Here is a 24,794-nt window from a genome sequence, read left to right on the forward strand (position 1 = left end):
TTCCTTATCCATTTTGCATTATCCATTATTCATTACTAGGACATTCTCCTGTTTTCTTGCAAAAATAGCCGTTTAGCAGGACTTTTGCCCACCGTTACGCAAGCGATACGGTACAAATTCCCCAAATGAATCAGCCGAATCCTCCTCACCGTCTTTCTCAAAGCGGTTTATTGCTATTTACGCCTAAAAACGTCGTCTGGTTCTGGTCCATTTTACTGGGTCTTTTAACGGCTTTACTGACCTCTCTGGCCGTGGGTGATTTCCAGCATCCCCTATCCGATGGTTTTGATACCGACCAATATGAATATGTCGGGTATTATTTCGGTAAGAACCTCAGTTTATGGCCGTTTCCGCAGCTCAATCTGATTAATTCGCAAACGTTCTACCCATACGGCACCAATCAGGTTTTTCTGGACTGGGGTTTCGAGCGGGATTATTGGTACGCCTTCTGTTATAAGCTATTCGACGGCCCCGGTCCGTATCTGCAATTCTACTACGTATATAGTCTGGTCATTACGTCGGTTGGTTCGTTCTTGCTGCTACGTTCCCGGTTTGGTTTACCAAAGTCGGCGCTGGCCGGATTAATTCTTTCTGTTTTCAATTTTTACGCGCTCTGGAAATTTCCGATTCACATGAACGTATGCGTAGCCCACTGGACGGTTCTTTGCATGGTTGCTACGTATCGGCTCCTGCTCGACGTAGTGAATCGCGTATACGTACCACTTTCTTACTGGCTCCTTTGCGGCTGGCTTCACATCCAGATTCTTGGACAGGAGCTTGCCTACGTAGCAGGTTACGCCTTGATGTTTACCGCACTGGTCTGGCCTGTTCTGGCGATAAGTCTGTTCCGCCAGTTCCCAACGGTGAAACACTGGCCAGTATTGCTTTTTCACTACGTAGTCGACGGGGTTCAAAAACAAAAGGCTTGCGTTTTGTTTTTGCTGGCTTTGATTGGCGTAAGTCTTTGGCTTTACCTGCCGCTTACGTTTCAAATCGCTTTTACGGCCTGGAAATTTAACTTCGACGTAGTGCAGGTGATTCCCTCGTGGTCGCATCCGCTACGTCTGTTTTTACCGCATCTTCCCGGTCTCGACAGTTACGCTATTCCCTATCAACGCTGGCTGCGCGATACGTTCGAAAGTTACGGACAGGGCTCGCCGGGACTTTATCTAACACTGTTAAGTATCATTGGATGGTGGCAAATTCGCCGAAAAGCGGGCTTATGGCTCCCTGTCGTATTGATGCTAATCCTGTGCCTGATCTATCATCCGGTGCTGGTTCCATCGCTGAAAATTTTCCCCTGGTTCAGCTTTAATCGGCACGGTGGACGAGCCTCACTAATTTATCCCGTTCTGCTTTGTTTGCTGGCGTTGCCCGTCCGGTGGCCCACCAACCGATTGGCTAAAATTGCGGCTATGTTGCTCCTGCTACTGATGGGCACCGAATGGTATACGAGCTATTCACTACGTTTACAGGTGCCGGTCAACGTAGCGTCGGCAGATGTGATACGTTACTGCGCACTGATACGTCGGCAGCCGGGTGAAGCCGTGTTCGACTGGCCGTTCTGTACCGTTGGTGCTGATGGAACCGGCAGTAAGGAAGGACTTTGCCCGAATTACGACCAATTGAATGCGGTTTTTACGTTCCGGCGGTTTTACGACAAAAGTGGAGTTGGTCAGTATTTTGGTCGTCTTCACAACGATCAGATTCAACCTTTTCTGCGTGATGGCTGGCCTCGTTTGCTCGCTCCCGGACGCAACTTCACCGAAGCCGACTGGCAATTTCTCGACCAGTTTCTGCATAAAAACAAGTTCGCGGGTATCAATCTCTATCCCGATTTAGTACCTGCTCAGCAAGTTGCCGGTTTTTACCAACGCTATGGCAAGCCCATTGCTGAAACTAAATTTCCGTCGGCCGGGCGGGTCGTTTTCATTCCTATTCGTCGAGAAAAAAGGGGGTTATAAGGCACAAATGCAACGGTTTTTCCGTTTACTACGTATAGCTAATCAGGAGATTGAAACCCGAAAATCAATCGTATAAAGTGCCCAATTTTCTGGACGGATTTTTCTTTTCAGTTTCTCCATTTCCCCCTTTTAATACAAACTAATTCGACTGATACGCATGAGGTAACTGTGTACGATTCTTACTTATTTCTCGTCTATTTCGTACTAAACACATGCGTCGTTTCACACCTCTTGCCACGCTTGGTAACGTTGCTCTAGTCGGGCTTTTTATGCTCGGTTGCCAGTCCGATCAGGAAATCACCCCTACTACGTTATCGTCCGATTGTCTGGTTAAAGCCTCCACCAATAATGGTGTTGCCATAGCCGGTTCTTATATCGTTACATATCAGCCAAGTCAAACGCTGCCTTCGGCTTCGGGCGCACGATTGGCAGCCGCCGAAGTTGCCGCCGAGCAACTTCTGACCACGTACCAAATGGCCGATCCGTCAGTTGAGGTGCTGGCATCTGGCCAGCAAACTACGTTTCTAGCCCACTTGTCCGAAAGGGAAGCGCTTAAACTCAAACAAGATCCAGCAGTTGAATTGGTTGAGCCAGACCGAATTATGTCGATGTGTAACTGCGTTGAGGTAGCAACAACTTCCACGCTAACCTGGAACGTAAAACAAACCGGCTACGGGCGGGGCGATTTGCAAACTGGCAAAACTGTCTGGATCATCGATACGGGCATTGATCTTGATCACCCTGATTTGAATGTCGATACCGGACGTAGCAAGTCGTTTATAACTGGCAATACATCGGCCGACGATGAGAACGGTCACGGCACACACGTAGCGGGCATTATTGGTGCCAAGAATAACAGCATCGGCACTACAGGCATTGCTTCTGGTGCTACGTTGGTTTCGCTACGTGTGCTCGATGATGACGGCGACGGACGTTTATCAGGCATTATTCAGGCGGTGAATTATGTGTTCCAGAACGGAAAAGCGGGCGACGTAGTGAACATGAGTTTAGGTGGAGAAGGCGTATCAACATCGCTCGAACGGGCTATTACACAAGCGGCTAATACTGGAATTCTATTTTCCTTGGCGGCTGGCAACGAAGGAAAAGACGTAGCGAATTACTCACCTGCCCGGTTGAATCACAGCAACGTGTTTACAGTTTCGGCCATGAATAACCTAAACCAGTTTGCCTCATTCTCCAATTTCGGCAGTAGCGTTGACGTATGTGCTTACGGCGTGCGGATTACGTCGACTTATAAAGATGGTCGCTACGCTACGTTAAGTGGCACATCAATGGCCGCTCCGCACGTAGCTGGCTTATTGTTCATTCGAGGGAATGATTTTCCGACCCACGGCACCGTTACGGGCGATACTGATGGTACTCCCGACCCGATGGCTGGCGAATAGGTTGAGTTCTTGTTTTGATAGAAAGGTTTTTGGGGTACCCGTTTTTTCGTTTACAACGCATGAACCACCTCGACCGACTTCGCCAGAAATTCGATACGCTATACAGATAGGTCAGTTCCATTATTATTCTAATGCTTGACAGGAGGAGTCATAAATCGTTCTTATTTTTACAAGTGTTTACCTGCTTCTTTATTTTTATTTTGTCGTCGATCTCGGCAAAACGTTCTTTGATGTATTGTAATTGACAACTGAATCATTGAGTAAACGGTCTAAGTTACTACCAGTCAATACGTCGTCGATCGGCGGGTGTTTTCGTATCATTTGAGATAGACGACATATTGACTATTTTTTCATATAAAAAAAGTGTCATCAGGGCTTGCAAAGCCCCTTTTTCAGCCTCAAATTCACGGCTTCTAATCGTACCGTAGTGGAATTGAAATGGAGGAGCTGAACGAAGCCAAACTCAACAAATACGACTTCTAATCGTACCGTAGTGGAATTGAAATGTTTTCAGCTAAAAGATCAGGTTGTCTGGGATAAGGTCTTCTAATCGTACCGTAGTGGAATTGAAATCGATTCGGACGTAATACAGATGATTAACGGCCGATCTTCTAATCGTACCGTAGTGGAATTGAAATCAGATGACACTGATCGACGATAAGTTGATGTTTGCCCTTCTAATCGTACCGTAGTGGAATTGAAATTATCGACTCGTGCAGGATCTGCGCCAGAAAGTGGGCCTTCTAATCGTACCGTAGTGGAATTGAAATGGCTATACGCACCAAATGTTATTATTTGGAGAGCTTACTTCTAATCGTACCGTAGTGGAATTGAAATAAGGATTTGCTAGTGGCAATTTTGGACTATTTTAAACTTCTAATCGTACCGTAGTGGAATTGAAATTTCTGAACGCGTCCGGTTTCCTCCATACGTTCGGCACTTCTAATCGTACCGTAGTGGAATTGAAATATTTATGGCAATGCGTATAGTGTGCAGGGTAACGCTTCTAATCGTACCGTAGTGGAATTGAAATGAAGCCCGGTTCCCTGGTACAACCCAGACAACTCATCTTCTAATCGTACCGTAGTGGAATTGAAATAAACGGACGGCATTATCAACGAAGACGAACTTCCTACTTCTAATCGTACCGTAGTGGAATTGAAATTGGAATCAGGCCGCAATTGAAGCCGCCAACAAGGTCTTCTAATCGTACCGTAGTGGAATTGAAATGAGTACGTCGAGGCAATCCGTGTGCACTACGCCAACCTTCTAATCGTACCGTAGTGGAATTGAAATGTCCTTGGGGAGTTGAGGGATGTTAAGTACTGGCACTTCTAATCGTACCGTAGTGGAATTGAAATACGAGAGTGAACGGTTGCAGGTTACGACGTATTACCTTCTAATCGTACCGTAGTGGAATTGAAATCGAAGCAGTGTATCTGGATGGGTTCAGTCAGGTTACGCTTCTAATCGTACCGTAGTGGAATTGAAATTGCGCCGAATCCAGTACTGCTTTATAGGCTGGTGTCTTCTAATCGTACCGTAGTGGAATTGAAATACCAGTGCATTACTCGAATTGTACCACTCCAGCGTGCTTCTAATCGTACCGTAGTGGAATTGAAATTTTGGCATGGCTTAGTTGATGATTTTTTCGAGTTTGCTTCTAATCGTACCGTAGTGGAATTGAAATGGGATGGCGAAATGGTGAGCCGTCACCTGTAAGGCGCTTCTAATCGTACCGTAGTGGAATTGAAATACTTTTTACCCCGAAACGTAACTTCAACTTTCTTTCTTCTAATCGTACCGTAGTGGAATTGAAATCTAGACGACAATGCAAGAAGTATCAACTAAGTACACTTCTAATCGTACCGTAGTGGAATTGAAATCAAAGGCCATAAACTGCGAAGGGTCGCCAATCTGGCTTCTAATCGTACCGTAGTGGAATTGAAATAGCAAAGCAGGATGAAGAGCGTTACAACGCCCTGCCCTTCTAATCGTACCGTAGTGGAATTGAAATTACATTCTGTATTGGTAAATACGTTAAGCTGAATCCTTCTAATCGTACCGTAGTGGAATTGAAATTCCTGTTATCTGCGTTTCCGCCTGCCTGAGCTGCGCTTCTAATCGTACCGTAGTGGAATTGAAATAAAGAGCCTAACAAAAAGCAGAAACAACTTATCGACTTCTAATCGTACCGTAGTGGAATTGAAATCATCACTGTAAGCAGTGATTTGTATAGCAGGTGGCGCCTTCTAATCGTACCGTAGTGGAATTGAAATTACTGTACCGCTCGTCAGGTTTGGCGGCACTGGGTCTTCTAATCGTACCGTAGTGGAATTGAAATGATGGTCAACGTGCTGGATTTTGGCGCGCTGGGCACTTCTAATCGTACCGTAGTGGAATTGAAATGCGCAAGCCGCACCCCTCACATGCCGACTCGGATCCTTCTAATCGTACCGTAGTGGAATTGAAATTTGAAGAGGTTGGTCCACTGGCTGAAATGCCAATATCTTCTAATCGTACCGTAGTGGAATTGAAATTAGGTATCGCTGCCGTCGGACTTAAACTCACACGTATCTTCTAATCGTACCGTAGTGGAATTGAAATAGGCTGATTACAAACAGCACCCCCGATCCGATCTGACTTCTAATCGTACCGTAGTGGAATTGAAATGGGAAATATTTAGACGGTTCGGGTTTTTGGCTTACCTTCTAATCGTACCGTAGTGGAATTGAAATTTTACCTTTCTTAGCTGTGCGACCAGCGTGTTAAACTTCTAATCGTACCGTAGTGGAATTGAAATTACTCTGCGCCCCCTACCGCAATCCGGTACTGATGCTTCTAATCGTACCGTAGTGGAATTGAAATTAAATCCTCGACGTGCTTTGATTCATAATTGAAAACTTCTAATCGTACCGTAGTGGAATTGAAATTTTGCCTTATCATCCAATTGCGTAACCGCACTTTCCTTCTAATCGTACCGTAGTGGAATTGAAATGGCGAAATACTGCTTGATGAGATCAAGTACAGAAACTTCTAATCGTACCGTAGTGGAATTGAAATAGCATACGACTTACCTCGCCAATGTAAAAGCCATTCTTCTAATCGTACCGTAGTGGAATTGAAATATAATCGAGACGATGAGTCTGTTAGTACGTGAATCCTTCTAATCGTACCGTAGTGGAATTGAAATTTCATCCCTTTGTTTTTGGGTCTGACACCTACTTTCTTCTAATCGTACCGTAGTGGAATTGAAATTACCCAAAGTCGTTAAACTTCGTATTGTCAGCCCCTCTTCTAATCGTACCGTAGTGGAATTGAAATTTGCTGAGGTAGTGCTGACATTTGCGATTTGATACGCCTTCTAATCGTACCGTAGTGGAATTGAAATTCGGTAGCGACGGAAACACCGCGTGGTACCGTTGGTCTTCTAATCGTACCGTAGTGGAATTGAAATACGAGCAACGGGTGAAGTTTTTAATGTCAAGGTAACTTCTAATCGTACCGTAGTGGAATTGAAATTCGATTACCTGCGTAGCACCTACAAAAAAGCGGGTGCTTCTAATCGTACCGTAGTGGAATTGAAATTGATGTGATAGAGTGGCCCATCGGTCACGGTACTATCTTCTAATCGTACCGTAGTGGAATTGAAATTAGCATGTGGCGTTGATTGGCCCGGCACATGCGCTCTTCTAATCGTACCGTAGTGGAATTGAAATGATTCAGGCTCTACGGCTATTGTTACCAAGTATCTTCTAATCGTACCGTAGTGGAATTGAAATATATAGCCTGCGATTTTACCATCCTGAAGGCGGAGCTTCTAATCGTACCGTAGTGGAATTGAAATGCTGGTAACGGTTCCTCAGCCTACGTCGATACGCTCTTCTAATCGTACCGTAGTAGAATTGAAATGTATCAAAAGGCTCCGTGCTTTCGTAGACTTGGTGTCTTATAATCGTACCGTAGTGGAATTGAAATCTATAATACCCAGCATCAAACGGCCTATCTCTGGCATCCTTCTAATCGTACCGTAGTGGAATTGAACTTAGGGGTACACATTGACCCAATAGTTGAGAAGTTACCGCCACGTATTGCATATATTGAGTACCTTTCTGTACCTTTGTGAAAATAATTCTGATCAAGCGGCACTTCGTTGTGCCGTTTTTCATAAGAAAAATAATCTATAAATTCTATAGGCTTTATACCTTATGCAGGAACAGGTAGAATCTCCTGCCGATTCAGTTCGGACAACGTTAACTGCTTCAGCACCAGAACTTGATCTTAACGGTTTGGTAATTAGCCTTCAGGGCGATAATGCTGCCAGACAGGCCGATGCCTTACGAGCTGCATTCCCATCCGCTCAGATTCAGACGGTTCGGCCAATTCTGCGCCGTCGAACCCGAACAGAAATCGCCATTTATGTCTTTGCAGCCCTTGCTCTGATGATTGTCGGGCATTTGCTTCTCAGCTACTTCACGCTTGACCGCTTAACACTACTGGCCAATACGGTTGAAATTACCCCCGAAATTTTCTATTTCATCGGGGCTGGTTTCGTAGCACAGATGATTGATGGTGCACTCGGCATGGCATATGGTGTTACAGCCACTACTTTCCTGACGAGTGTCGGTATAAGCCCTGTTTTTGCAACCGCCAGCGTTCACAGTTCCGAGATTTTTACCTCGGGCGTATCAGGCTATATGCACCTGAAGTTTGGAAACGTAAACAGCCGCTTATTTAAAGTTGTCTTAATTCCGGGTGTTATCGGGGCAGCTCTCGGCGCTTTTGTAATTACCAAATTATCTGATTTAGAAGTCGTATCCGATTATTTAAATCCAATTATTTCTGTCTACACAGCCATTCTGGGCGTATTGATACTACGTAAGGCACTGACAAAAGGAGGTAAGAAAAAGCCCGTCCGGAAGATTGGCTTACTGGCCTGGTTCGGCGGATTTGTTGATGCCATCGGCGGGGGAGGCTGGGGGCCGATTGTTAACTCAACACTTATTGCATCGGGGCGGCATCCGCGCTATACCATCGGTTCGGTAAATCTGGCCGAGTTCTTTGTCTCATTTGCTTCCTCAGTTGTGTTCGCGCTATACGCTGGTCTCGACAATTATGGGCTGGTAATTCTGGGGTTAATTCTTGGCGGAATGATTGCCGCCCCCATTGCTGCCCGATTAGCGCAGAAACTCCCCGTTAAAACCATGATGATTCTGGTCGGAATTGTCATTATCCTCGTAAGTTTGCGGAAGATTATCAAGTTTTTCTGACCGGATTTACAGGATGAACAGGATTAGTGTATCTTAAAAAAGAATCCTGTCCATCCTGTAAATCCGGTCAAAATAAGTCTATGAAAAAACAAACCAAAGCTATTCGCATTCAGACGGCTAAATCACTGAATCGCGAACATTCTGTTCCTCTTTATCTTACGTCGAGTTTTGCTTTTGAAAGTGCTGAACAGGGGAAAGCCCTGTTCGACGAAACGGAAGCCGGAAATATTTACTCACGTTTCTCGAATCCTAACGTATCAGAATTCGTAGAGAAAGTGTGTATGCTTGAAAATGCCGAAGATGGCATTGCAACGGGAACAGGAATGGCTGCGGTTTTTGCCAGTATGGCAGGTTTGTTGAAATCGGGCGACCACATAGTGGCTTGTCGGGCTTTGTTTGGATCAGCCCATCAGATTATTACCCAGATTTTGAGTAAATGGGGAATTACCCACACCTACGTTGATGCTACGGCAACCGAAGCCGAGTGGGAAGCAGCTATACAACCCAACGCCGGAACGCCGGCCGCCCGCATGGTGTATCTGGAAACACCATCGAACCCCGGCCTTGAACTGGTCGATCTCGAAATGCTTGGTCGGTTAAAAGCCAAATACGGATTTATCCTCAACGTCGACAACTGCTTTGCTACGCCGATCCTACAAACTCCGATTGATTACGGTGCTGACTTATCGGTTCATTCAGCTACAAAATACATGGACGGCCAGGGGCGCGTACTGGGTGGCATTGTTGTTGGTCGTGCCGATTTAATTCAGCCGATACGTTTCTTCGCCCGGCATACGGGTCCGTCATTGTCGCCGTTCAATGCATGGGTGCTCTCGAAAAGTTTGGAAACGCTGGATTTGCGCATGGAACGCCATTGCCGCAACGCGCTGCAACTGGCCGAAGCTCTGGATGGTCATGCCGACGTAGCACGGGTACTATATCCATTTCTGCCCTCGCATCCGCAATATGAGTTGGCCACAAAACAAATGGCTGCCGGCGGTGCTATCGTCACGATTGAGCTGGAAGGCGGTTTCGAGCGGGTAAAAGCTTTTTACGATGCCCTGACTATACCAACCCTCTCATCAAACCTTGGCGATTCTCGCACCATAGTAACCAATCCAGATACAACTACACACGCCAAACTGAAACCAGAGGAGAAAGCATCATTGGGCATCACACCCGGACTGATTCGAATTTCGGTAGGATTGGAAGCTGTTGAGGATTTAATCGAAGATTTCACACAAGCAGTAGAAAAGTCGGCCGAAGTGATTAAGGAGAAAGTAGCCTGATCAATAACGCGCTTTGCCAATTGGGTTGCGCATGCAAGACAGCTTATCGAAGCTGACGAACGTAGCAACTATACGGTTAAAGTAGCTCAATCTGGCTATCGATGAGCAAGCTAACGTAGCACTTAGCGAACCACAGTATTCGTTTACCGATTTATCGGAAAGATCGTTTTTATCAATCGAGTTGATGGAGCAACGATGGAAAAACGAACTGATCTACAGCAAAAAATTCTACTGTAGCAAGCTCATCCAAACGGATTCGTTCAATTCTCCTTACCCTTAACAAACGATGATACGTAGCACATTTACACTCATAGTCTGTCTTCTGATTGCCTGTGTGGCAAATGGCCAGACAGCGCAGAAACCCCTTCGCGTGGGCGTAGTAGGACTGGTGCATGATCATGTTGGGGGTATTCTGAACAAAGGGTTCAAACAGGCAAATCAGACAGATATCGAAATTGTAGGCATTGTCGAAGCCAATCGTGACGTAGCCGAACGTCTTTCCAAGCGGTTTGGCTTCCCGATGAGTCTGGTGTATCCGACGCTTACCGAAATGCTCGACAAAGTCAAACCAGAAGCCGTTACAGATTTCGGGCCAATTGCCGATCATAAAAAAACGGTAGAAGGTTGCGCTCCACGTGGTATTCACGTAATGGTCGAAAAACCGCTGGCCACTACGTTTACCGACGTCAAACAAATGGAATCACTGGCGAAAAAGCATAAGATTCAATTGCTGACGAATTACGAAACAACCTGGTACGGTAGTACCCATAAGGCCTACGCGCTTGCCCATTCAGACAAAGCCATCGGCGATTTGCGGAAAATTGTCGTACACGATGGTCATGAAGGACCAAAGGAAATCAACGTAAGTCCGCAGTTTTTCGAATGGCTGACCGACCCGGTTAAAAATGGAGCGGGTGCGTTGTTTGATTTCGGTTGTTATGGCGCCAATCTGTCGACCTGGCTCATGCACAACCAGCGACCTACTTCTGTTTTGGCTGTTACGCAGCAAATAAAGCCCGATATTTACCCGAAAGTTGACGACGAAGCGACCATTATTCTGACCTATCCCAAAGCACAAGCCATCATTCAGGGGTCGTGGAATTGGCCATTTGGCCGGAAAGATATGGAAGTCTACGGGCAAACAGGTTATGTAAAAACCATCGATAGCTCCAAGATGCGTGTTCGACTGACCAAAGAAAAGGAAGAACACGCCCTCGAAGCAACACAGACCGAAGCCCCTGCTTCTGACCCGTTTGCGTATTATGCAAAACTGCTACGTGGCGAAACTAAACCCGACGATTTAACGTCATTAGAAAATAACGTAATCGTCGTAGAAATTCTGGATGCGGCCCGCCAGTCGGCAAAGACGGGTAAGGCTGTATTACTAAAATAAATAGTATGATTGCCGAACCTACCACATACACGCTCGAAAGCCTGACCAATCAGTTAAGTGGCTTAAGTAATGTAGAAGCCTTACGTAAACTGGCCGATCTGTTTCCCGGCGAAATCGTTTTCTCGACCAGCCTGGGCTATGAAGATCAGGTAATTACCGACCTGATTCTGTCGAACAACATTCCTATCAAAATCTTTACGCTTGATACAGGCCGGATGTTTTCCGAGACGTATTCGGTCTGGAAAAAAACCAACGACCGCTACGGGGTAAAAATCGAAACATACTTTCCGAAAGCAGATGCTGTTGAGAAACTATTGACCGACAAAGGCCCATACAGCATGTATGAGTCGATTGAGAATCGGAAAGAATGCTGTTTTATCCGAAAAATCGAACCATTAAATCGGGCACTCGCTGGAAACAAAGTCTGGATAACGGGAATTCGTGCCGAACAATCGGCCAATCGGCAGACGATGACACAGCTTGAGTGGGACGATGCCCACAATCTCTTCAAATTCCACCCGATCATGGACTGGTCTTTTGAACAGGTAAAACAGTACGTTAAAGACAATCACGTACCGTATAACCCGCTTCACGACCGGGGCTTTGTGAGCATCGGCTGTCAGCCTTGCACCCGCGCCATTCAGGAAGGCGAAGATTTTCGCGCTGGCCGGTGGTGGTGGGAAGACAACTCCAAAAAAGAATGTGGATTACATGTAAAATGAGTGAAAGAGCGAAAGACTGAAAGAGCGTTATTTCTACGCTTATCATTCTTTCGCTCATTCGCTCTTTCGCTCCTTAAGATGAAACTCGATTATCTAGATCAGCTCGAATCCGAAGCCATCCATATTATGCGGGAGGTTGCCGGACAATTTGAGCGCCCTGCCCTGTTGTTTTCGGGCGGCAAAGATTCCATTACACTGGTCCACCTGGCACTGAAAGCATTTCGGCCCGGAAAATTTCCGTTTCCACTGGTTCATATCGATACGGGCCATAACTTTCAGGAAGCACTTGATTACCGCGATGATCTGGCCGAACGTATCGGAGAAAAACTCATTGTTCGCTACGTAGAAGATACCATTCGGACTAAGAATCTAAAAGAACCAACGGGACGTAACGCAACCCGTAACGGCCTGCAAACCTTTACGTTACTCGACACGATTGAGGAGTTTGAATTCGACGCCTGTATTGGTGGTGCCCGTCGGGACGAAGAAAAAGCACGGGCAAAAGAGCGTGTTTTTTCAGTACGTGACGAATTCGGTTCCTGGGACCCAAAACGCCAGCGTCCTGAACTCTGGAACCTCTACAACGGTCGGATTCACAAAGGCGAAAACGTACGGATATTCCCCATTTCGAACTGGACTGAACTTGATGTATGGAATTACATACGTCGTGAAAAAATCGAACTGCCCAGCATTTACTTCGCTCATGAGCGTGAATTGTTGGTTCGTGATGGTAAACTAATGGCTACAGCCGGTGGTGTTATTAAACCAGAAGCAGACGATCAGCTCGTTACGCGCCGGGTTCGTTTCCGTACCGTGGGCGATATTTCCTGCACGGCAGCATCTGAATCACAAGCGGATACACTCGATGCCGTTATCGATGAGATTCAGGCAACTCGTATTTCCGAACGTGGCGAAACCCGTATGGACGATCAGCTCTCCGAAGCCGCTATGGAAGACCGCAAAAAAGGCGGCTATTTTTAATGAGTGAAAGAGCGAAAGAGTGAATGAGCGCAGGTAGCTAATCACTCTTTCGCTCTTTCACTCTTTCACTCATTAGAATGGACTTACTACGTTTTATAACCGCCGGTTCGGTCGACGACGGCAAAAGCACGCTCATCGGGCGGCTTCTTTACGATTCCAAATCTATTCTGGCCGATCAGCTCGAAGCCATTGAGCGGGCCAGCAAAAGCCGTGACGACGGCGAAATTGATCTGGCTCTGCTTACCGACGGACTACGTTCCGAACGCGAACAGGGTATTACCATCGACGTAGCATATCGCTATTTTCAGACCCCAAAACGTAAATTCATTATTGTCGATGCGCCGGGGCATATTCAGTATACCCGTAACATGGTCACGGGCGCGTCGAACTGCCAACTGGCTGTGGTTCTGGTCGATGCACGGCACGGCGTAGCGGAGCAGACCCGTCGGCATTCGTTGATTGCATCGTTGCTGGGTATTCCACACATTGTGGTGGCCGTCAATAAAATGGACTTAGTGAATAATTCGCAGGATGTATTTTCAGATATCTGCATTCACTACGCCGAACTGGCGAAGAAACTCAATGTACACCAGGTTACGTACATTCCACTAAGCGCGCTCAACGGTGATAACGTAGTAGATAAATCTACTGCTATGCCTTGGTACGATGGCCCTACGCTGCTGGAGCATCTCGAACAGGTTGCTCTTGACGATGATATAAACGGCCAGACCGAAGCGCATCATCCAGCCCGTTTTCCAGTGCAATACGTTATTCGTCCGCAAACCGCTGAGCTTCACGATTATCGGGGCTATGCAGGCAAAATTACTAGCGGTCAGTTCCGCAAGGGTGATGCGATTACGGTTTTTCCTTCTGGGGAAACGTCAACAATCGACGCTATAGAAATTGCCGAAAAACAGTTAGACGAAGCCATTTCGCCAATGTCAGTAGTACTTCACTTATCAAGTGATGTCGATATCAGCCGGGGAGATTTGATAGTACGTTCCGATAACCAGCCCGTTAGTAGCCAAACCGTAGAGGCTATGCTGTGCTGGATGGATTCGAAAGAATTCAAGGTTGGTAATAAATACATATTGCAGGTTGGTACGTTCCGTACACGTTGTTCGGTACGTGAAATTGCTTACCAACTAAATGTCAATACGTATGAAGAAACCCAAGATGTTGATGGGCTGAAACTGAACGATCTGGCCAAAGTGGTACTACGTACTGCACAGCCCATCAGCTTCGATCCATATCAGAAAAATCGCGCTACGGGCGGAGCTATCCTGATCGATGAAACGTCGAACGTAACAGTTGGTGCGCTGATGCTTGTCGGCGAAGCAGCTTAAAATTGTCGATACTCAGGCAAGATAAATAAATAGCAAAAGTCAAAGGTTGTAGCGCTCTTGTAAGAAGGAAAGCACTGCAACCTTTGACTTTTTTAGCTACTTGCTACGCAGCACGGATTTATTCACTACCTTCTTTCTTACTGGCCCGATTTGCCTGTTTGATAGTCCGTTCAATAATATCCCATTGTTCAGACTTAACGTTTTCCAGATGATTAAACTCGCCAGCCATCAGCACTTCTCCCCCATCAATGGTAATAGTTTCGCCGGTGATAAAACCCGAATAATCAGACAGTAGAAAGGCTGCCAGATTCGCCAGTTCGCCATGCTCGCCTACCCGCTTGAGCGGTATGCGGCTAACGGGGTCCATAAGTTTTATTAGTGGTTCTGGAAATAACCGCTCCCAGGCTCCTTTCGTTGGAAATGGCCCAGGTGCAATGGCATTGAGCCGAATACCATATTTACCCCATTCAGCGGCCAGTGATTTCGTCATAATTAACGCTCCACCTTTGGCCACCGCCGACGGCACTACGTAGCCTGAACCCGTAGTGGCATACGTAGTGGAAATATTCAGCACCGTACCTGGAATCTTGTTCTCAATCCAATATTTACCAACAGCCAGCGTGAAATAATACGTACCACGTAGCACAATGTCGACAATCGTATCGAACGCTTTGTACGATAATCGTTCGGTGGGGCTGATAAAGTTGCCAGCCGAATTATTCAGCAAGCCGTCTATTTTCCCAAATTTTTCGATGGTTTGGGCAATCACCTGCTCAATTTCCAGCGAGTTACGAACATCGCAGGCAACCGCTAGTACCTCCCCTTTTGTTTCGTCCATCAATTCCTTCGCAGTAGCATCTAGTACGGCCTGTCTTCGACTGCAAATAGTAACATTAGCTCCCAATTCGAGCAGGTATCGGCTTATAGACTTACCTAGTCCAGTCCCTCCTCCTGTTACAATAATGGTTTTACCCTGCATGGCTCCTTCGCGAAGCATTCCTGTTGCGTTCATAGTGAAAGAATGAATGAGCGAAAGAATGAATGAACGGTCCGCCGTAGCGGTGAAAGAGCGATTAGTCTGTAGCTATTTTCGCTCTTTCACCGCTACGGCGGACCGTTCATTCACGCTTTCGCTCTTTTGTTGAATTCAGGATTACGTTTCTCAAGCATCGCCTGTATCGCTTCGGAGAAATCGTCGGATTGGAGTTGGCTTGAGTTCCAGACCGCTACGTATTGCAAGCCATCTTCGATAGATTTGTTCAGGCTGTAATTTAGCACTTGTTTGGCTCCCTGCACCGCCGATGCGGGATTGTCGGCAATCTGACGGGCCAACGTATCGGCAGCGGCAAAGAGAGCTTCCGGCGTATCATAGACATGGTTTACCAACCCGCTACGTTCGGCGAATGCTGCATCGTAATCGGCACCGGTAAATGCCATTTCCCGCGTGAAACCCTGACCAATAAGTTGGGGCAGAAACTGAAGTCCACCAATATCTGGTGTAATAGCAAGTTTAGCTTCGCGCAAACTGAACCGGGCCTCTCGTGAACACAACCGAATATCGGCAGCAGCAATCATGTTTACGCCCCCACCAATGCACCAGCCATGAATAGCGGCAATGATCGGTTTGGGCGATTCATGCATTTTCTGAAAACCGGATTGCATGTGCCGGATTTGGGCCATTAATTCCACACGTTTCTGTGCCTGTACTGTACCAGTGGTCATGCTGCTCAGGCGAGGCATCATCTGTGCTACGTTGAGTCCGTAACTAAAATGATCGCCACTACCTCGGAAAATAACACAACGCACATCGGCCATCCGGTTAATCTCGTCCATGGCTTTGGGCAGTTCATCCCAAAATTCGGGACCCATGGCATTTCCTTTGCCCGGCCCCAGCAACGTAACGGTCAATACGTTCTGATGTGTAGCAAATTCCAGCGACTGATAAGACTGATCCATAAATGGTATGCTTGCATACGGTTTAGCGTAAAGGTAGCAGAATAACCGGATACGAAGCAACCATTCTAGTTAACCAACTGTATTACCCCACCATACGAATTGTGTAAGGGCCATTGACTTTGATTTTGCCTTCCAGCTTTATATTTTTCACCATCACCGTCTGATCTAGCGTTAAGGTGTGGCCTGCGTTTACTTTTACGTATTCATTCGCAAACGGTACCCGACCAACGGTCCAAACGTTTCGATCCTGCCAGTTACCTGATGCAACTGTCTCAACCGTATCGGAGAACAACGAAACCGTCGGAAATTCGCGGAAGAGTAACGTATTGGTTGTACTGCGATTGGCGCCAAACCAGTCGTTCAATACGTCGGTATACACCCGGCGAAAGTCGATCTGCATGGGCACATCTTTGTTGGCTCCCGACCCTACCAGCGTAGCCAAATCTGGATTCTGGCCGATTGTACGATGTTTTACACTACTCCCAAACACAAACATTGGCGCAGCAATACCATGGTCAGTCCCTTTCGAGTTGTTGGAATTGGCGCGACGACCAAACTCGGAGAACGTCATTCCAACCACCCTATCTTCTTTTCCCATCAGTTTCAAATCCTGTTGAAAAACAGCGATAGCATCCGAAAGTTTACCCAACAAAGAAGCATGAGCACCAATACGTACATCAGTACTATCTACCTGTGTTGAGTGCGTATCGAAACCGCTCAGCGACACGAAGTAAATTTTCGTTTTGAGGCCGCCATCGATAAGCCGGGCTACAATTTTAAGCTGATCGGCCAGTGAGTTTTTAGCCGTAGCATCCGGATACGTAGCCAGATTTTTCCCTGCATCGGCAGCCAGTTTTATTTCAGACGCATAGCCTACCGAAAGTGCCTGTTGCCGCCTAATATACGAAATCAGCTCGCCCGCTTCACAACAGGGCAAATCGCCGGGCGACGTCTGCCCGCCCGATCCAACCAATTGATAAAAGCTGTCGGGGTTACTCAGGGCAATTCCCATTGATTGCTGACTACCCAACAAAGCCGTAGAAGTCAAATACCCAATCTGAATAGCAAGTGGGTCTTCCATCTGCGGGTTCGGATAACCCGCCGGATAACCCGGAAATCGATTTTCCAGATACCGACCAGCCCAACCAGATTCCGACGTCTGGTTCGCATCTACGCCCGTCATCCAGATGTCTGTAGCCCGGTAGTGCGACTGGTCGGGATTGGGGTAAGATACGGAATGAATAAGCGATACTTTTCCCTCGTTATATAGATTTCGCAATCCCGTCATTGCCGGATGAAGCCCCGTTGCCGGGTTGCCTTCCAATGCCAGAACTGAAGCTTGTGGAATAGCGATATTGCTACGTAAGCCAGTATACAATGAGTACTGATCAAGCGGAATTACTGTGTTAAGGCCATCATTTCCGCCATTGAGGTAAATAATTACCAATACGCGATCACTGGCGGCAGCAGCCGTTCCTAACAGCGATTGCACCAGCGCCGACTGACGCGACATGGCCTTAAGCCCAAAACCCTCCAGCATTACCGGCAATACAGTGGCCGACGCAGCCGCTAAAAAATCTCTACGTTTCATACGAAAAAGTGGATACCAGTTTCAGTCGTTAGTCAATTGTGAAAACTGTCTAAAATCCGTGACTATCGACAAGTTGACTACTGACTAACAAAGGTGATACTCGGCCATGCGGAGCATGTATTTCAGTAAATTCTGCAATCGATACTGAACCGCATTTTTATAATTCGTATTGGTAGGAGTTGTGCGGTAACGATTCCATTCAAATTCCCAGGATGAACACTGAAGGCCACTCATCATAATGGTATTGATCAGAAAATCTTTTTGCGTCTGAAACAGATCTGTAGCATAGAGATTTTTACTGAACGCAGCCAGCACTTCCGTACAGGAAACAGAAGCTGTAGCGGAAACATCTGAAAATGCATTCGTTGCTGATAAACTCTGCTGCACGGTGGTAATCCAGGCCACTACGTCGATACCCATTTTATAACCGGGTTCCACCTGTAGCCATCGCCAGATATACGCATCGGTATAATCACTACGTAGTGCAATGGTCGTTGTATTCATCCAGATACGGGAGTATCCAGTTTGATAATAAGGCTCATAGCCAAATACCGACGGCTGATCGATCAACGCCATTTGCAGATCGCGCATACGCCAGAACATGAAATCGAAATATACTTTAAAGGCAGCATATTTGGTATTCATGTCTGGAACAGGCTGATTGAAAAAGCGCATGGCTCCTATTGCCAGCTCAGCCGGCGATTTAATAATCGCACCAATATTCGATTCATCAAAGAAAATCTGACTCGTCAGTAATTTCACAATCACTGGCTGAATTGCGTAATTATTACCGGAACTGGCAAAAAAATCGGCCAGCGGAATAATGACGTTGTCTTCTATGGTCTGATCAACGTTCGGGTTAACGTACCATCGATACAGCTTTCGACAGATAAAACGGGGAGTCTGGGGGTGATTCAACAGCATGGTCACCAGATCGGTCAACTCCTCATCACCTGCTGTAGTCGAGTTACGTCCTACTACTACGGAATTGCCATAGTTACTCGAAAACTGCTTATTGGTTTTGTCATGTTTAGACAGCGTAAACGTAGTGCCAAATGACGTTGAACCATTGACCCAATAACCGGTGTATTTCCACCCCGTTAACACACGAGCAGCGGCCTTCACATCATCTTCCGTATAGTTCTTGTTACCCGCAAAATCGACGGCTCCCACAGTAAATAATTCCTGCAATTCGCGGGCGTAGTTCTCGTTGGGTTTGCCTACTTCGTTCTCATTCCCATTGAGGTAACGTAGCATGGCCGGGTTTTTGCTGATCTGGGTAACCAGCGTCCGAAAATTCCCCAGTGCACCATTACGTAGCAATAGAAGATACTGATTTACAAAACGATAGTCATCGACCACTTCCCGCGTTGTAACAAAATGGTTTTGCCAGAACAGCGTAAGTTTATCGAGTAGGCTTGGCGGTGCCGTTTGCGACGTCATCAATCCCATCCACCAATAGCGCAGATAATGTCCGAAATCAAAATTTCGGTCGCCGTTAAATGGTTTGTCCAGATACGTTTGTCCGGCTGTTGATTTTGTACTATCTAAATCAATAGGCGGAGGAGGAGAATAATTGGCGTTGTTGATGAGTTGCTGGACGACCGAAGCTGCTGTTTGCCCCGTAAAATTGGTAATTTCGGCCTGAGTGGGGCCAAACGTAGCACGGCGCAACAGGTGTGCAGCTGTTTTGGCCGTTAAAGGTTGAGTATACTGATCCAGGTATGGCATCAATCAGTATGTTACGTTAAAGAAAACAATTAGCTGTGTTTCAATTTTGGAATGGAGGTACCGTTTAATCAATAAAATTAAGCTAAAAATCGTAACTAAACCAGCATTAACAACTTTTTAATTAAAAATAAGTTTACGATTTTTAATAATCATAAATATAAATAAAAAAAACAGCAAAATATGATCATTAAGTACAAATACTCATTAAAAATTTGACTATATCTTAAAAGAACTGACCTCCGTTCTTCATCGTTGCTAGATGTTGTAAACAATCCTTAAAACGGGTAATTTCATTAAAGCAGCAGAAGTTTATGGACTTAAAAATTAAAGATAAAATTGCGTTTATTAGTGGCTCTACCGCCGGAATTGGCTATGCTATTGCGAAACGACTTCTGGAAGAAGGTGCTCAGGTGATAATCAATGGGCGCACCGAGCAAAGTGTTAATCAAGCCGTTGCTGATTTAGCAGCCTTAAATTCCGAGTATAAGGTTTCGGGTATTCCTGCAGACTTTTCTAAAAGTGCAGAAGTCGATAACCTGCTGGCTCAATTGCCCGACATCGACATTCTGATTAATAATGCGGGCATTTTTGAGCCAAAACCCTTTGTCGAAATTCCTGACAACGACTGGTTTCGGCTTTTCGAAGTCAACGTAATGAGCGGCATTCGGTTATCGCGGCACGTTTTTCCTAAAATGCTGGCAAAGAACTGGGGACGTATCATCTTTATTTCTAGTGAGTCGGCCGTGTTTATTCCCGAAGAAATGATTCACTACGGCATGACAAAAACCGCACAGCTTGCCGTTAGCCGTGGATTGGCCCAACTAACCAAAGGAACCGACGTAACGGTCAACTCCATTTTGCCCGGCCCTACCAAATCAAAAGGAGTTGGTACATTTCTGGAAGATTTATCAAAAGCAGGTAATACGTCGGTCAATGAAGTCGAGAAGGATTTCTTTACAAATATGCGTCCTACTTCGCTGCTCCAGCGCTTTGCCTCGGTTGAGGAGGTAGCCGATACGGTAGCATATTACGTTAGTTCGCTGGCTTCGGCAACCAACGGTGCTTCGATTCGGGTTGAAGGCGGGCTTATCAAGTCAATCCTCTAACGTAATAATGCGTTTCCTAAACCCAACCTTTTTAGTACGTATGGCCGTTTAACAGATATGGTATTCGGCCATACGCAGCACGTATTTCATCAAGTTCTGCATACGTACCATCACGGCATAGCGGGCACCCGTATTGGTTGTATCTGAGCGGTAGGCATTCCACTCAAAATTCCACGACGTTCGGGGCAACTCCTGCATCATGATGGTATCGATCAGAAAATCGACCTGCGAAGCGAAAAGCTCAACAGCAAACAGGTTTTGGATAAACGTATTGACGATATCTGTACAGGTGATGGCAGGCGTAACCGCTACGTCTGAAAAATCACCCGTTGGCGAATCGTCACGTTGCAATTGTGTAGCCCAGGCCACTACGTCGATGCCCATCAGGTAACCCGGCTTGATGTTGAGCCAACGTAGCACATAAGCATCGGTATATTGATAGCGGTAACCGATAGTGGTTGTATTGATCCATATTTTGGAGTAACCAGTCTGGTAATAAGGTTCATAACCGAATACCGATGGCTGATCCATGATAGGCTGGAGCATATCCTGCATCTGATAATACAGAAAATCGGTATAGTTTTTAAAGGCCGTATAGTCCGTTACCAATGCCGGAACCGGCTGATTAAAAATCCGCATCGAACCCACTGCCAGATCGACGGGGGCTTTCACCATCGAACCAATATTCGATTCATTAAAGAAAATCTGGCTGGTCAACAACTTGACAATCACTGGCTGGATGGCAAAGTTATTGGTCGGGCTGGCGAAGAAATTGGCCAGCGGAATAATTACGTTATCTTCAATGGTCTGATCAACGTTCGGGTTAACATACCACCGATACAGCTTTCGGCAGATAAATAGCGGACATTGGGGATGACTCAACAACATAGTTACTAAGTCGGCCAACTCATCATCGCCAGCGGTAGCTATTGAACGTCCTGTTATGGTAGCACCATTGTAATGACTCGAAAATGTTTTGTTGGTGGTATCGTGCTTGTCGAGCGCAAATACCGTCGTAAAATTAGTTGAACCGTGTACCTCAAAATTGGTGTACTGCCAACCCGTCAGCACGCGCGCAGCCTCTTTTACATCATCTTCCGTATAATTTTTGTTCCCCGCGAAGTCCGTAACACCCACAGTAAACAGTTCCTGCAACTCACGGGCGTAATTCTCGTTGGGTTTACCAACTTCATTTTCATTACCGTTGAGGTAACGTAGCATGGCCGGATCTTTCGTAATCTGGGTAACCAGCGTCCGAAAATTCCCCAGTGCGCCATTACGTAGCAGCAGCAGATATTGATACAAAAATCGATAATCACCTACGCCTTCGCGGGTGGTAACGAAGTGGTTTTGCCAGAATAAAGTGAGTTTGTCGAGCAGACTGACCGGGGTGGTTTGCGATGCCATGATTCCCAGCCACCATAAGCGGAGGTAGTGCCCTAGCTCGAAATTCCGTCCGTGGTCGAACGGCTTGTCCATATAGGTTTGCCCGCCCGTAGGCTGGTTACTGTCCAAATCGATTGGCGGAGGTGGCGAATAACTGGCGTTGCTAATGAGTTGCTGAACAGCCACAGTAGCCGTTAGCCCGGTAAAACTGGTGATTTCAGCCTGGGTTGGCCCGAACGTAGCACGACGTAGCAGATGCGCTGCGGTTTGGGCCGTCAGTACAGAAGTATACGGATCTAAGTAAGCCATTATCAGGTTGTTTCGGTCAAAATTAAAGAGAAAAGAGCCCTTGCCGGTCAATTTGCGGACTTTTAATAGCAAATTAACCGATAGAAACCCTGAACTTCGGCTGCAAAAAATGCGCCGTTTATTCAACAAAAACACCTATGCACTTCGATACGCTTGCCCTTCGAGCCACACATCAGCCCGATTCCGCTACGGGTGCTGTGGTTCCTCCAATTCACCTGTCAACCACATTTGCACGTAACGAGAACAATGAGTTATCGGCCGGATACCTTTACACTCGAACCAACAACCCAAATCGGGAAGCGCTCGAAAAAGCTGTAGCCGCGCTCGAAGGAGGTGCCGTTGGTATGGCCTTTAGTTCGGGGCAAGCTGCAACCATGACGTTGTTACAGGCGCTACGTCCCGGCGACCACGTAGTACTTTCGACTGATGCTTACTTTGGCACCCCTGCCCTGTTGGAACAGGTTTTTCATCCGTGGGGACTTACCTACACGCGTGTAGATTTGAGCGATCTGGAAGCGGTTCGCTCGTCTATTCATGAAAATACGCGCCTGATCTGGTGCGAAACACCTTCTAACCCCCGGTTAACGATTCAGGATTTGCAGGCAATCAGCGAGTTGGCACATGAATCTGGAGCTTTGTGTGTATGCGACAATACATGGGCAACTCCTGTATTACAACGCCCGCTCGAACATGGTTGCGACGTAGTAATGCACTCGACCACAAAATACCTAAGTGGCCATAGCGATGTGTTAGGCGGAGCGTTGATTTTTAAGAAAGAGGACGAATTTAGCCAGCGGGTTCGGCTAATTCAGGGGCTGTCAGGAGCGGTGCCGTCTCCTTTCGATTGCTGGCTGGTAAGTCGGGGTATCAAAACACTGGCCGTTCGTGTTCGGGCACAAAGTGCTACGGCACAGCAGCTTGCCGAATTCCTAGTCAATCATCCGGCAGTAGAACAGGTACATTATCCTGGCTTAAACAATCATCCAGAACGTGAGCTTATTGACCGGCAAATGATCGGGCCGGGTGCGATGCTTTCTGTTCGAGTGAAAGGCGGTGCTGTGAACGCGTTACGATTTATTGGAAAATTAACCCTTTTCACCCGTGCAACGAGCTTGGGGGGGGTTGAAAGCCTGATTGAGCACCGGGCTAGTGCCGAAGGTCCAAATTCAACTTCTCCCCCGAATCTGCTACGTATTTCGGTAGGTCTTGAATATGCCGACGATTTATTAGCCGACCTTCAGCAAGCATTGGATTCGCTTTTAACGTAGCAAATTGATTTTGAGCCTATTACTTAAACCGCTTTGGCAAAATACGGGGCATTGGTTTCAGAAATGGCAGCACTTGCTGTCGGCGGTGAGGAGAAAAGTCACGTAACGAACTGTAAGTCAGCGACGTATCAGGCACTTTGATCGGCATATTATCTAACGTAGCACGCAGTACGTTATTAGGGTCGGAAGGGTGCCGATAAAAGGCGTTGTTGGGTCGGGCATTCGGCATCACATCTGGCGGAAAAACAGAGGGTAACGAATCCCGACGAATAATCGAATACGGTGCCTGAGCATAAGCACAACCTGACAGAAGCAAAAAAAATAACGTAGCACATTTCATAAGCTCCCAATCGTTTGAAAGACAATCTACTTAATAGACTCTGTTTTTACCAGAAACGTTGCAAATAACACCCGAATCCTGCATCGAACTAAAGCGAAAAGGTCGGGGTTTTGTTAGCGTATTGAATAGACCTACTAAGATGAAAATTGCGCTTATTTCTACCTCATCGCGCCCAAATAGCAATTCACTACGTTTCGTGAATTACCTCCGGCACATACTGACCGAAGATGATCAGCATGAGGTTTCAGTTGTTTCTTTTGAACAGTACGATATACCGTTTGTGGGTCAGGGAACCCTTCATGCCGATAAACTTACTCCATTTCAGCAGGAGCTTATCAGCACCTGGAACGCTGCCGATCTGGTTATTTTTGCCTCACCCGAATACAACTGGACAGCACCACCGCAAGCCACAAACACGATTCATCAGCTTGGCGGACCTGCCTTTAAATACCTGTTCAACAATAAGGTATTCGCTATGGTAGGCATTTCGAACGGTCGTGGTGGCCGTCAGCCAGCACTGGATATGACAACGGTAACAAACAAGATTATTAGCTTCACTAACAGCTATTCGATTGTATCGCCCAAGTTGTATGAGTCGCACGAAACCGCTATCAATCTGGACGAAAATGGGCATTTTATTGGCCACGAAGTATATGCACGTACCGCCCGTGCCTTTGTCGATTACACCCTGAACGTAGCACAACGCTGGCAAGTTGCTACGTTGGTAGAGAAGTAA

Annotated in this window: 17 protein-coding genes and 1 CRISPR repeat array; of the genes, 11 read left to right on the forward strand and 6 right to left on the reverse strand. The window is 46.6% G+C overall.

Going from position 1 to position 24,794, the window contains the following annotated elements; all coding sequences use genetic code 11:
* Positions 1–125: 125 nt before the first annotated feature.
* From ACYVD4_RS09075 to ACYVD4_RS09110, 8 genes are all read left to right on the forward strand, one after another.
* A complete protein-coding gene (locus tag ACYVD4_RS09075; RefSeq protein ID WP_460944630.1) occupies positions 126–1,964 on the forward strand; it encodes a hypothetical protein in 1,839 nt (612 codons plus the stop codon).
* Between the two features lie 212 nt (positions 1,965–2,176).
* On the forward strand, positions 2,177–3,370 hold the full coding sequence (locus ACYVD4_RS09080; RefSeq protein ID WP_460944632.1) for a S8 family peptidase: 1,194 nt from the start codon (positions 2,177–2,179) through the stop codon (positions 3,368–3,370).
* 410 nt (positions 3,371–3,780) lie between these two features.
* A CRISPR array of direct repeats spans positions 3,781–7,416; the repeat unit is 30 nt; unit sequence CTTCTAATCGTACCGTAGTGGAATTGAAAT.
* Between the two features lie 162 nt (positions 7,417–7,578).
* Complete coding sequence (locus tag ACYVD4_RS09085; RefSeq protein WP_460944634.1) at positions 7,579–8,640, forward strand: sulfite exporter TauE/SafE family protein; 1,062 nt, start codon at positions 7,579–7,581, stop codon at positions 8,638–8,640.
* Between the two features lie 80 nt (positions 8,641–8,720).
* Entirely contained in the window at positions 8,721–9,929 is a 1,209-nt protein-coding gene (locus ACYVD4_RS09090) for a trans-sulfuration enzyme family protein (protein WP_460944636.1), read from the forward strand.
* A 286-nt stretch (positions 9,930–10,215) separates the two neighbouring features.
* Positions 10,216–11,322 (forward strand): Gfo/Idh/MocA family protein, encoded by a 1,107-nt coding sequence (locus tag ACYVD4_RS09095; protein ID WP_460944638.1) that lies wholly within the window; start codon positions 10,216–10,218, stop codon positions 11,320–11,322.
* A gap of 5 nt (positions 11,323–11,327) precedes the next feature.
* On the forward strand, positions 11,328–12,044 hold the full coding sequence (locus ACYVD4_RS09100; RefSeq protein ID WP_460944640.1) for a phosphoadenylyl-sulfate reductase: 717 nt from the start codon (positions 11,328–11,330) through the stop codon (positions 12,042–12,044).
* A gap of 78 nt (positions 12,045–12,122) precedes the next feature.
* Complete coding sequence (gene cysD / locus ACYVD4_RS09105; RefSeq protein ID WP_460944642.1) at positions 12,123–13,025, forward strand: sulfate adenylyltransferase subunit CysD; 903 nt, start codon at positions 12,123–12,125, stop codon at positions 13,023–13,025.
* 77 nt (positions 13,026–13,102) lie between these two features.
* Positions 13,103–14,371, forward strand: coding sequence for a sulfate adenylyltransferase subunit 1 (locus ACYVD4_RS09110; RefSeq protein ID WP_460944644.1), 1,269 nt, complete (start codon positions 13,103–13,105; stop codon positions 14,369–14,371).
* 118 nt (positions 14,372–14,489) lie between these two features.
* Here ACYVD4_RS09110 and ACYVD4_RS09115 read toward each other — a convergent pair whose 3' ends face one another.
* The 4 genes from ACYVD4_RS09115 to ACYVD4_RS09130 form a co-directional block, all read right to left on the reverse strand.
* Positions 14,490–15,383 carry an SDR family oxidoreductase gene (locus tag ACYVD4_RS09115; protein WP_460944645.1) on the reverse strand — a complete coding sequence of 298 codons (894 nt, stop codon included), beginning with the start codon at positions 15,381–15,383 and terminating at the stop codon, positions 14,490–14,492.
* A gap of 110 nt (positions 15,384–15,493) precedes the next feature.
* Positions 15,494–16,327 carry a crotonase/enoyl-CoA hydratase family protein gene (locus ACYVD4_RS09120; protein WP_460944647.1) on the reverse strand — a complete coding sequence of 278 codons (834 nt, stop codon included), beginning with the start codon at positions 16,325–16,327 and terminating at the stop codon, positions 15,494–15,496.
* An 82-nt stretch (positions 16,328–16,409) separates the two neighbouring features.
* Complete coding sequence (locus tag ACYVD4_RS09125) at positions 16,410–17,918, reverse strand: DUF1501 domain-containing protein (RefSeq protein WP_460944649.1); 1,509 nt, start codon at positions 17,916–17,918, stop codon at positions 16,410–16,412.
* An 84-nt stretch (positions 17,919–18,002) separates the two neighbouring features.
* A complete protein-coding gene (locus tag ACYVD4_RS09130; protein ID WP_460944651.1) occupies positions 18,003–19,649 on the reverse strand; it encodes a DUF1800 domain-containing protein in 1,647 nt (548 codons plus the stop codon).
* 311 nt (positions 19,650–19,960) lie between these two features.
* On the opposite strand from ACYVD4_RS09130, the gene ACYVD4_RS09135 reads away from it, so the two are divergent.
* On the forward strand, positions 19,961–20,755 hold the full coding sequence (locus tag ACYVD4_RS09135) for an SDR family NAD(P)-dependent oxidoreductase (protein ID WP_460944653.1): 795 nt from the start codon (positions 19,961–19,963) through the stop codon (positions 20,753–20,755).
* Positions 20,756–20,803: 48 nt separating this feature from the next.
* Here ACYVD4_RS09135 and ACYVD4_RS09140 read toward each other — a convergent pair whose 3' ends face one another.
* Positions 20,804–22,450: a DUF1800 domain-containing protein gene (locus tag ACYVD4_RS09140; RefSeq protein ID WP_460944655.1), complete on the reverse strand. Its 1,647-nt coding sequence runs from the start codon at positions 22,448–22,450 to the stop codon at positions 20,804–20,806.
* Between the two features lie 137 nt (positions 22,451–22,587).
* Here ACYVD4_RS09140 and ACYVD4_RS09145 point away from each other — a divergent pair, with 137 nt between their 5' ends.
* Positions 22,588–23,718 (forward strand): trans-sulfuration enzyme family protein, encoded by a 1,131-nt coding sequence (locus ACYVD4_RS09145; RefSeq protein WP_460944657.1) that lies wholly within the window; start codon positions 22,588–22,590, stop codon positions 23,716–23,718.
* Between the two features lie 19 nt (positions 23,719–23,737).
* Here ACYVD4_RS09145 and ACYVD4_RS09150 read toward each other — a convergent pair whose 3' ends face one another.
* The gene (locus ACYVD4_RS09150) at positions 23,738–24,058 is read right to left on the reverse strand and encodes a hypothetical protein (protein WP_460944658.1); all 321 of its coding nucleotides are present in this window, start codon (positions 24,056–24,058) and stop codon (positions 23,738–23,740) included.
* Positions 24,059–24,197: 139 nt separating this feature from the next.
* Between ACYVD4_RS09150 and ACYVD4_RS09155 the strand changes: the two genes are divergently transcribed.
* Entirely contained in the window at positions 24,198–24,794 is a 597-nt protein-coding gene (locus ACYVD4_RS09155) for an NAD(P)H-dependent oxidoreductase (protein WP_460944660.1), read from the forward strand.

This window comes from Spirosoma daeguense, assembly GCF_054776875.1.

Coding starts and splice junctions, on each gene's coding strand:
- ACYVD4_RS09075 (WP_460944630.1), top strand. CDS start 126: ATGAATCAGCCGAATCCTCCTCACCGTCTTTCTCAAAGCGGTTTATTG.
- ACYVD4_RS09080 (WP_460944632.1), top strand. CDS start 2,177: ATGCGTCGTTTCACACCTCTTGCCACGCTTGGTAACGTTGCTCTAGTC.
- ACYVD4_RS09085 (WP_460944634.1), top strand. CDS start 7,579: ATGCAGGAACAGGTAGAATCTCCTGCCGATTCAGTTCGGACAACGTTA.
- ACYVD4_RS09090 (WP_460944636.1), top strand. CDS start 8,721: ATGAAAAAACAAACCAAAGCTATTCGCATTCAGACGGCTAAATCACTG.
- ACYVD4_RS09095 (WP_460944638.1), top strand. CDS start 10,216: ATGATACGTAGCACATTTACACTCATAGTCTGTCTTCTGATTGCCTGT.
- ACYVD4_RS09100 (WP_460944640.1), top strand. CDS start 11,328: ATGATTGCCGAACCTACCACATACACGCTCGAAAGCCTGACCAATCAG.
- cysD (WP_460944642.1), top strand. CDS start 12,123: ATGAAACTCGATTATCTAGATCAGCTCGAATCCGAAGCCATCCATATT.
- ACYVD4_RS09110 (WP_460944644.1), top strand. CDS start 13,103: ATGGACTTACTACGTTTTATAACCGCCGGTTCGGTCGACGACGGCAAA.
- ACYVD4_RS09115 (WP_460944645.1), bottom strand. CDS start 15,383: ATGAACGCAACAGGAATGCTTCGCGAAGGAGCCATGCAGGGTAAAACC.
- ACYVD4_RS09120 (WP_460944647.1), bottom strand. CDS start 16,327: ATGGATCAGTCTTATCAGTCGCTGGAATTTGCTACACATCAGAACGTA.
- ACYVD4_RS09125 (WP_460944649.1), bottom strand. CDS start 17,918: ATGAAACGTAGAGATTTTTTAGCGGCTGCGTCGGCCACTGTATTGCCG.
- ACYVD4_RS09130 (WP_460944651.1), bottom strand. CDS start 19,649: ATGCCATACCTGGATCAGTATACTCAACCTTTAACGGCCAAAACAGCT.
- ACYVD4_RS09135 (WP_460944653.1), top strand. CDS start 19,961: ATGGACTTAAAAATTAAAGATAAAATTGCGTTTATTAGTGGCTCTACC.
- ACYVD4_RS09140 (WP_460944655.1), bottom strand. CDS start 22,450: ATGGCTTACTTAGATCCGTATACTTCTGTACTGACGGCCCAAACCGCA.
- ACYVD4_RS09145 (WP_460944657.1), top strand. CDS start 22,588: ATGCACTTCGATACGCTTGCCCTTCGAGCCACACATCAGCCCGATTCC.
- ACYVD4_RS09150 (WP_460944658.1), bottom strand. CDS start 24,058: ATGAAATGTGCTACGTTATTTTTTTTGCTTCTGTCAGGTTGTGCTTAT.
- ACYVD4_RS09155 (WP_460944660.1), top strand. CDS start 24,198: ATGAAAATTGCGCTTATTTCTACCTCATCGCGCCCAAATAGCAATTCA.